This window comes from Treponema berlinense (assembly GCF_052273165.1).
Taxonomy (GTDB): Bacteria; Spirochaetota; Spirochaetia; order Treponematales; family Treponemataceae; genus Treponema_D; species Treponema_D berlinense_A.
This window is the reverse complement of the sequence record NZ_DAVZIU010000022.1, coordinates 1-8,512: the sequence shown is the minus strand read 5'-3', so window position 1 is coordinate 8,512 and position 8,512 is coordinate 1. Positions and strand designations below refer to the sequence as shown.

At 34.4% G+C, this 8,512-nt stretch carries 6 protein-coding genes and 1 tRNA gene; 2 read left to right on the top strand and 5 right to left on the bottom strand.

What is annotated here, in order from left to right:
* Window positions 1-116: 116 nt before the first annotated feature.
* A tRNA-Gln gene (locus tag ACT6XC_RS07650) sits at window positions 117-187 on the bottom strand.
* A gap of 194 nt (window positions 188-381) precedes the next feature.
* On the opposite strand from ACT6XC_RS07650, the gene ACT6XC_RS07645 reads away from it, so the two are divergent.
* Entirely contained in the window at window positions 382-1,035 is a 654-nt protein-coding gene (locus ACT6XC_RS07645; RefSeq protein ID WP_443741376.1) for an HAD family hydrolase, read from the top strand.
* 150 nt (window positions 1,036-1,185) lie between these two features.
* A complete protein-coding gene (gene fusA, locus ACT6XC_RS07640; RefSeq protein WP_443741375.1) occupies window positions 1,186-3,249 on the top strand; it encodes an elongation factor G in 2,064 nt (687 codons plus the stop codon).
* A 170-nt stretch (window positions 3,250-3,419) separates the two neighbouring features.
* On the opposite strand, the gene ACT6XC_RS07635 is transcribed toward fusA, so the two are convergent.
* The 4 genes from ACT6XC_RS07635 to ACT6XC_RS07620 all read right to left on the bottom strand — a co-directional run bounded on the left by ACT6XC_RS07635 (window position 3,420) and on the right by ACT6XC_RS07620 (window position 8,386).
* Window positions 3,420-3,611: a hypothetical protein gene (locus ACT6XC_RS07635; RefSeq protein WP_443741374.1), complete on the bottom strand. Its 192-nt coding sequence runs from the start codon at window positions 3,609-3,611 to the stop codon at window positions 3,420-3,422.
* Window positions 3,612-3,871: 260 nt separating this feature from the next.
* The gene (locus ACT6XC_RS07630) at window positions 3,872-5,818 is read right to left on the bottom strand and encodes a DUF262 domain-containing protein (RefSeq protein WP_443741373.1); all 1,947 of its coding nucleotides are present in this window, start codon (window positions 5,816-5,818) and stop codon (window positions 3,872-3,874) included.
* Entirely contained in the window at window positions 5,815-7,152 is a 1,338-nt protein-coding gene (locus ACT6XC_RS07625; RefSeq protein ID WP_443741372.1) for a DUF262 domain-containing protein, read from the bottom strand. The genes ACT6XC_RS07630 and ACT6XC_RS07625 overlap by 4 nt, the downstream gene beginning before the upstream one ends.
* Before the next feature lie 19 nt (window positions 7,153-7,171).
* A complete protein-coding gene (locus ACT6XC_RS07620; RefSeq protein ID WP_443741371.1) occupies window positions 7,172-8,386 on the bottom strand; it encodes a hypothetical protein in 1,215 nt (404 codons plus the stop codon).
* Between the last annotated feature and the right edge of the window lie 126 nt (window positions 8,387-8,512).

Sequence of the window (8,512 nt, the reverse complement as noted above, 5' to 3'; positions counted from 1 at the left end):
ACGGGAGTCGAACCCGTCTCCCCGCCTTGAGAGGGCGATGAACTAAACCGATATTCGATGGAGCCGTTTTTTTTAATAAAAAAAGCTGACCTGTAAAAAGTCAGCCCTTTTTTGAGTTCCCCAAGGAGGATTCGAACCCCCACAGTCAGAACCAGAATCTGAAGTGCTACCATTACACAATCGGGGAATGTGATTTGTGATGTAAATTACTATATGAAAAAATAAATTTTATGTCAAGTATTGTAAATTAAAAAATAATTTTTTTTTTCAAAAAATGTGTGTTCTGTTTTTTTTGTTTTGTTGAAACGGAAATGTTTTTTTTCTAAAATAGAATTATTGCCGTTTTTTACACGAAGTTTTTTATAAGGGTAGATAAAAATTATGTTTAATACTGACGGAATCTCTGCTTTTATTTTTGATATGGATGGAGTTCTTTTGGACACTGAAAGTTTATGTAAAAAATGCTGGAGACTGGCAGCTGAAGAATGGAAGCTTAAAGACGTTGATAAAGTTTATTATCAGTGTGTAGGGCAGGCAACTCAGGACACTCTTTTTACTCTTCAAAATTTTTTTGAAAAACAGGATAAAAATTTTAATGCCCGAGAATGGTATGATTGCGCTAGAAATTTTTTTCGTAAAACAGAAGAAAGCGAAGGTATTGAACTTATGCCAGGCGCAAAAAACTGTCTTGAGCGACTAAAAAATAAGGGGTTTGTTCTTGCTCTTGCAAGTTCGACCAGAAAACAGACTGTCGAAAGACAACTTTCTCGTTCTGGACTGATTGATTATTTTAAGACTCTTACCTGTGGCGACAGCGTAGAACATTCAAAGCCGGATCCTGAAATTTATTTAAAGGCCTGTTCTTCTGTCGGCATAAAGCCAAAAAACTGTGTTGCCGTCGAAGACAGCCCGAACGGTGTTCTTTCGGCATACAATGCTGGTTTAAAAGTTATTTTGATTCCAGACCAGATAAAACCTGACGAAAAAATAAAAAAAATGTGCGCAAAAATTTTAAATTCTCTGGAAGAAATTTAAAACTGTGTAAAAAAATTGGAAAATCTTCTTATTGTTAGGATTTTTTGATTTTGATATAATCTTTTTCTGATTTTTTATGGTCTTTAAATTTGATTTTTGAAGGCTGATTTTTTAGTGAAGAAATTTTTTAAAATTTTACAGGGTACGAAAATGGCTTTAGATTTTACAAAAATGCGCAACATTGGAATTATGGCTCACATTGACGCCGGAAAAACAACAACAACTGAGAGAATTCTTTTTTACACTGGAAAAATTCATAAAATCGGCGAAATTGACGACGGTGCTGCAACTATGGATTTTATGAAGCAGGAACAGGAGCGTGGGATTACGATTGCTTCTGCTGCAATTACGACCCAATGGAAAGGCTGCACAATAAATATTATCGACACTCCGGGACACGTTGACTTTACTGCCGAAGTTGAGCGCTCATTGCGTGTTTTGGACGGTGCTGTTGCTGTAATCTGTGCTGTTGACGGAGTTCAGCCTCAGACCGAAACTGTGTGGCGGCAAGCTGATCAATTTAATGTTCCAAGACTTTGTTTTGTAAATAAAATGGACAGAATTGGAGCGGATTTTTTCTATTCTATAAACGATGTCCGCGAAAAATTTGGTGCAAATACAGTTGCCCTTCAAATCCCTATTGGACAGGGTGAAAATTTTGAAGGCCTGATTGATTTAATTAAAATGAAGGAAATTCGCTGGAACGAAGATGATGAAGGCGAAACTTTTATTGAATCGGAAATTTCTCCTGAAAGAAAGGATGAGGCTGAAAAGTGGCATGCAAAACTAATTGACGATGTTGCTTCGGCTGACGATGAACTCGGAATGATTTATCTTGAAGGCGGAGAAATCTCTGACGATATGCTCAAAGCGGCTTTGAGAAGATGTACGATTGCCAGAACTGTTGTGCCTTGTGTGCTTGGTTCTGCACGTCGCGACAAGGGAATTCAGCCTTTGATAGATTCTGTTCTCGACTATTTGCCTTGTCCGACCGATGTTCCTCCTGCAAAAGGACTTCATATAAAAAAAGACCACGAAGAAGAAGTTGAAATTCCTTGCGACGAAAAGAAAATGCCGCTCGGTCTTGTTTTTAAAATCCAGCAGGACAAAGATATGGGTGCGCTTTGCTTTGTCCGCGTTTATTCCGGAAAATTTACAGCAGGAAGTCAGTATCTTAATGTCGGAAAGAAAAAGCGCGAAAGAGTAAACAGAATTCTTCGTGTAAATGCAAATCGCATGGAGCAGATGGATAGTGTAAGTGCAGGCGATATTGCCGTTTTTGTCGGATTAAAGCTCGCTTCTACAGGCGACACTCTCGGTTCTGAGGGAATGCCTGTTCTCCTCGAAAGTCTTAAATTCCCAGAACCTGTAATTTCTATTGCGATTGAACCGGAAACTCTTTCGGATAAAGATAAACTTATTGATACTCTTGCAATTATGAGTCGCGAAGATCCTACATTTACAAGTCACGAAGATGCGGAAACCGGACAGCTTATCATAAGCGGAATGGGCGAATTGCATCTTGACGTTTTGGTTACAAGAATGAAGGAAGATTTTGGTGTTAAGGCTAATGTTGGCGCTCCACGCGTAACATATCGCGAGTCTGTAAGTTCTGGAGTTGAACAGAGTTCTGTTTGGGAAAAGAATCTTGCTGGAAAAGACAATTTTGCAGGCATAACATTAAAAATTCAAAAAAATGAGCAGGGACAGGGAAACACTTATTCTTGCTCAGTTCATGGCGGAGAAATTCCGGACGAAATTTACGATGCTGTTAAAACAGGAATCGAAAACTCTTTTGCCTCTGGAATTCAGTACGGCTATCCTTGTGCCGATGTCGGTGTGACCGTCACAAAAATCGATTACAACGAACTTACTGGAACTCCTTTTGCATTTACTGCCTGTGCTGCCCAGGCTTTTGACGAGGCTGCAAGAAAAGCAGGACCGGTAATTCTTGAGCCTGTTATGAACGTTGACATAACAAGTCCTGTCGAGTTTGTAGGCGAAGCAATCAGTCAGATTACTCAGCGTGGCGGAATTATCAGTGGTCAAGATTCTAAATCTACTGGCGAAATTATCCACTGTACTGCTCCTATGGCAAAAATGTTCGGATTTTCTACAAACCTTCGTTCTGTAACCCAGGGACGCGCAAGTTTTAGCATGGAATTTGCTCATTTTCAGGTTAAGCAGGGTGGCTTAGATAACGCAGGATTCTAGAAATCAGGAATATATAAAAAAATACAAAAAGCCGTCATAAACTCCTAAAAGCATGCGTTGGCTCACTGTTTTTCAGTGATATTCTTCTGCTTACAGAAACTGCCTGCTCGTTGTCATCAATGCTGTTAAAAATTAATCTGATTAATCTGCATTGGACAAACGAGTGCTCTTTATTTTCCATATTTCGGAGGCTGAGGACTTACAATTTTAAGCAAATCGTAAGCTTCTGAGTTTTCATAGCCAAAAACCTTTGCGTCTTCAAACAGATTCAGTTTTTCAGAGTCCGCAACAAATTCCTGAAGAATCATATCCGCATATTTTGACGGAATAAACACATATTCAAGTCCGCTTGCTGAATACATCTGTTTTGCATACTGGACTTTCGCCTGTGTGCTTGCCTTGTCAATTAAGTTTTCGCCCTTGATTTTTACGTAAAAGTATAATAAAACTTTCTAAAAAATATATCAAAATCTTTCCGATGTACTGTCAGAATGATTTGAATGTACTGTCAGAATGTTTAATAATGTAAATTTAGACATAATTTTCTCCTATTTTTCATAATACGAGAATCATTAAAAACTCCAAAAAAGAAAAATGGAGTTAAGATTCAGCACGATTTAGATTAGAAGTAACCATTTTTCTTTAATTCATCATCTAACAATTTCATCATTATGTCACAATGTTCAGTTACACAGTTTTTAGTCCAATCTTCATTCTTTTTTCGCAATTTTTCCATTTCAATGAATTTCAAACTCTGTTTCAAAGTATCAGGATAATTTTCTATTTTTGAATTTGGACTAAAATTAGAAAATCTTGAATTAGCCTTTACGGTAATAAGAACTAAATTGCCAAGGTCATTCAAATAAGACTGTCTATCTTCTTGTGTATTCCAGTCTTCAATATTATCAGACTGAATTGGATGCTGAGGATGAAAATGCTCTATTGAAGTCCGGAACTGATATTGGAAGTCTCCATACTTAAACTTATTATCTTTTGTAATTTCAAAGGTTTCGTTTTTAAAGTCTCTAAATAAAATATAATCCAAATAAGTAAATACAATACGTTCAATATCAAAACCTTTTTTATTATGATAATTTGCTTCCTGTACTTTCTTACATGCGTATTTTTCAAGAACATGCAAAATTTGAGCTGCTGTAATTTTTTGTGTTTCTGTGTGATATACTTCATGCAAAGTTTTAGAAATCCAATGCATAGTCTTTGGAGAAGTATATGTAATACGAAGTCCAGATTGTAGTGTTCGTAACCGTTTTGAATCTTCATCTTCTATATCAGAGCCGCTAAATGTTGAAACATACTTAGGCTTATCAGGGTCAGATGCAGTTTCAAGTCTTTCCAAAGACCACTTTCCGTCATTCTTATACTCTCTAACGAATTCACGTTTTATAATAAAACGATCGAACAGATATTTCATTTTAAGCATATCAAAGATAAATTGTTTGCAACGCTTTGCAGCCTGTCCATCTTTATTATCCCAAATATACTGCAGTTTTTCTATAAACTGTTTATCGTCAAGACCTGAATCATCTTCATTTTCTTTAAGATTCTTTGCTTCATTTACAATCATCAAGAAATTTGGGAAATTTATTATTGATTCAAATCTTTCGTTTTCTCCATCTTCTTTCTTTTCTTTTAAAGTTTTAATGTTGGTTGTATCAGTAATAATTTGCTCAAGAGAATAAAGTTTACTTATATCAACCTTTTCTTTATCTTGCTTCTTCTTGTCAGCTTCAATAAACTTTGCATGAACTTCTTCAAAATTATTGCAATTAAAATCTTTCCAATTCTTTTCAAAGATTTTTTCACGTACATCTTTTTTTATACACATCTGGATATAATCATCCATCTGTGAACAAGCATCCCAAATAGTAGCTGCAGTCTGTTGTTCTTTTTTGTCTTTTATATTATCTAAAATACGCCCTTTTGCAATTTCATGAAGTTCAAGTTGTTCTCCACGAGTGTTCATTATTTCAAAGTAATGATTCAAGTCTATATTCTTCGGAACCTGTGTACGAATCAACTTTACTTTATCAAGAACAGATAAAATCTTTTTTATATACTCTTCCTTTGTATCATTTGTGTTCTTTGGAGACTTAAAGAATTGCTGAATTACTTTTATTCCTGCAACAATCTCATCATTATATTTCTCACCATCTTCAAAGTCACCATCTCTTTCAAATTTTGGAGATTGTAAGTCTTTCAAAACAGTATTAGATTTTTCTCGAGCTTCGAAAGTAAGACAATTTTGTCGTAATAAACTTTTATCTATGTATGACATCAAAAGATACAAGGTTGTCAAACGTTGCTGACCATCAATAACAGAGAAAGAATGATTTGATACTTTATCTACAATTAAACTGCCTAAGAAATATTTTTCATCTGGCTTATCTGCCCGATTCTGTGTGGCAAAATCATGCAAATCTGTGATAAGTTGTTCTATTTGCTTATCAGTCCATGCGTAACTTCTCTGATAGATAGGAATTGAATAATAATCTTCCTGAAATACCTTATTTATTGATAATTCTTCCGGCTGTTCAAATTCTTCACTCATTTATTCACCCCAAACCAAGAGTCTTCGAGAGGTTTATTCTTGTTTGTATATCCCTTTGTTTTATCTTTTACATTTTCCAACAAAATCGAATCCATTTCTGACGGAGAAGTCATTTCTGATATTTTTGCAAAAAGATTAAGTCCATCATTTATTCTGGATTTACGTCCTAATGCGTAATTATTTGCTGTTTCAATATAAACAGAATACATTACATATCTGAGAGAATATGCCCAATTAAAAAACTTATTCAAAACAGAATCTGTTAAAGCATTTGTATCAAACTTATCAACGTAAAACATAACAATATTTATCAAAAGATTTCTGACATAACCGTTTCCGCTGTTGGTATCTTTTATGATAATACGGTCTTTGAATTTACCTTCTATCTTTGCAACAACCCAATCATAAAGTTCAAGATAATAAAGTGTGTAAGAAAAGAATCTTCTTCCTGCAACAACAGGTTGAGTTAACTGGAATTGAGCAATCTCTTTCCCGCTGGTCAATTCAAACATTTTCTCTGAATTAAATCGTTCAATATATAAACTGGCAGCCTTATGATAAACAGCGTAATTAAACTTGTTATCTTGTTTTACACCCTTAAAATTCTTAATTTCTTTTACTGAATAATTAATTCCTGATTTTCCTTTAAACCATTTTGTAAGCGGATAAAGATGATTTTCAAAAAACTTTGCAAGTTCTCCCTGATTTTCTTTTTCCCATGCTTCAATAAGTTTTAGCTTTACTTCAACACTGTCGTTATTCATCTCTCTAAGATGATAAGACTTCAAAAGATCATGAGGTTCTAGCTCCTTACCACGACTATTTTGACAGTCAAAAAACTGAAAGGCTTGCTGTTCGCTGTCTGTAATAATTTTTACAAATGTACAATTAAATAGAATATATTTATAAAACTCACAAAGTTCGTTTTTTTCAAGCTCATTGCATTTATCTTTAAGAATTCTGTAATTATTTCTTACAGCTTCTACAGACAATGCATTATAAGTTTCTTTTTCTTTAAATAAACCTAAATACTGTTCAATTTGTTTTGCATCACTTTCAAGTATTTCACTAAAACAGTAGAAAAGAATTGATAATGTTGTTAATCGTTGCTGACCATCAACAATCATCATTTTCTTCTTCTCTTTATCATTGTGAATTACTACAGTCCCAATTCGGTATTCTTCTCCAATTCTCTTAAATGATTCATACATATCGTTAAATAGCAATACCGATGACTCTGTTGTCCATCGATATGGACGCTGATAAAAAGGAATACCCAAAGAGTCTTTTAAAATTGTTGAAACAGATACAATCTGTAAATTCTTGTCTTCCATATTTTTCCTGCCACTAATACTATTGCGCTGTCAGCCCATATTCAAAATTACTATCAACAAAGTTAATCTTCTGAACAAGACGAACAATATTTGAATCAAAAATAATTGGCTGTCCAGTTTCTAATTTGAACGCTGCAATGATATTTTTTATTGTTTCCTTCTGCTCTGGGCTCAATTCATCAATAATCAGATATACATGAATATTTCCATTGAATGCCTTTTTCAATTCTTTCTCAAACTGACTGATTACAAATGCTTCCTGAATTTCAGAATTCAGTTCTTTCATCCATTTTGTTACTTTCTGAATATCAATTCCTGTTGTCTCAATCTTTTCAATCCAGTCAGAAATTGTATTATCGCGAGTTGTTTTATCTGTGATAGTGCTAAAACTTGAAGCAAACTGCATAAGTTGCGGAATAATATGAGAGTTCATATATTTTGATTTCTCGGAAGTTTTTAATTTTCCTTCGCCATAGCATTCATATTCAACAAGACTTATTCTAAGTGGAATTTCTCTATTTTTATCAAAGGTAATCATTAATGCATCGGGAATTCTTGATTCACCAATTACTGTTTCTTTTTTCTGCTGAGTTTTAAATAAACGATTTTCAGAGATAAGAATTGTATGTTCTTCTGGATAATTAGGAAAAAGCTTAAAGAAGTTCTCTGAAACAAGCTTCTCTAATCCCCTAAAAGAGTCTGTTTCATTTCTGAAGTTTATTGTTTGGAAAGTTCCCATAATTTTAATTTCAGCATCAGGAACTGCTTTCTCAATCTTTTTTCTTTCTTCTTCTGAATAATCTTCTTCATCATCTTCAGATTCTGCAATCTGTTCTATAGGATATGTTCTTTCCTCTACCTTATTTGCTGTAAATAGTTCATCTAATTTGGCTATTGCTTTCTCATCTTTGAATGCTTTTGCTCCTTGCATAAACATCAATGGCCAGTATTTCCCACCAAACTCAGAAAGAAAACTCATATCAAAGAACTTGCAATATTCTATATCCTTAATTGAATAACATAGAACATAATTGTCAGCATCGTCCCAAGGTTTTTCATCTGTTATCTGATCCAACACAAAACGAGCACCACAAAGAGATTTCTTCCCATTTTTATAAAGAAGATAGATAATATCTCCTTCTACTGGACCGCGATGAGTAAAACCTGCAACTTTATGTTCAAGACATAAATTATAATTAGTTGTGTTTGTGCTGCAATGTAATGTTCTTATCATGGTTAATTATTCTCCTCTGTTTTTCTGTTCTTTCCTAAAAGTCCTGTTTATGCTGCACTTCCGTAAACTGACTGCACATACTCAAAAACCTTCTGTCTGCATTCACTTACGGCTTTATCATCATAG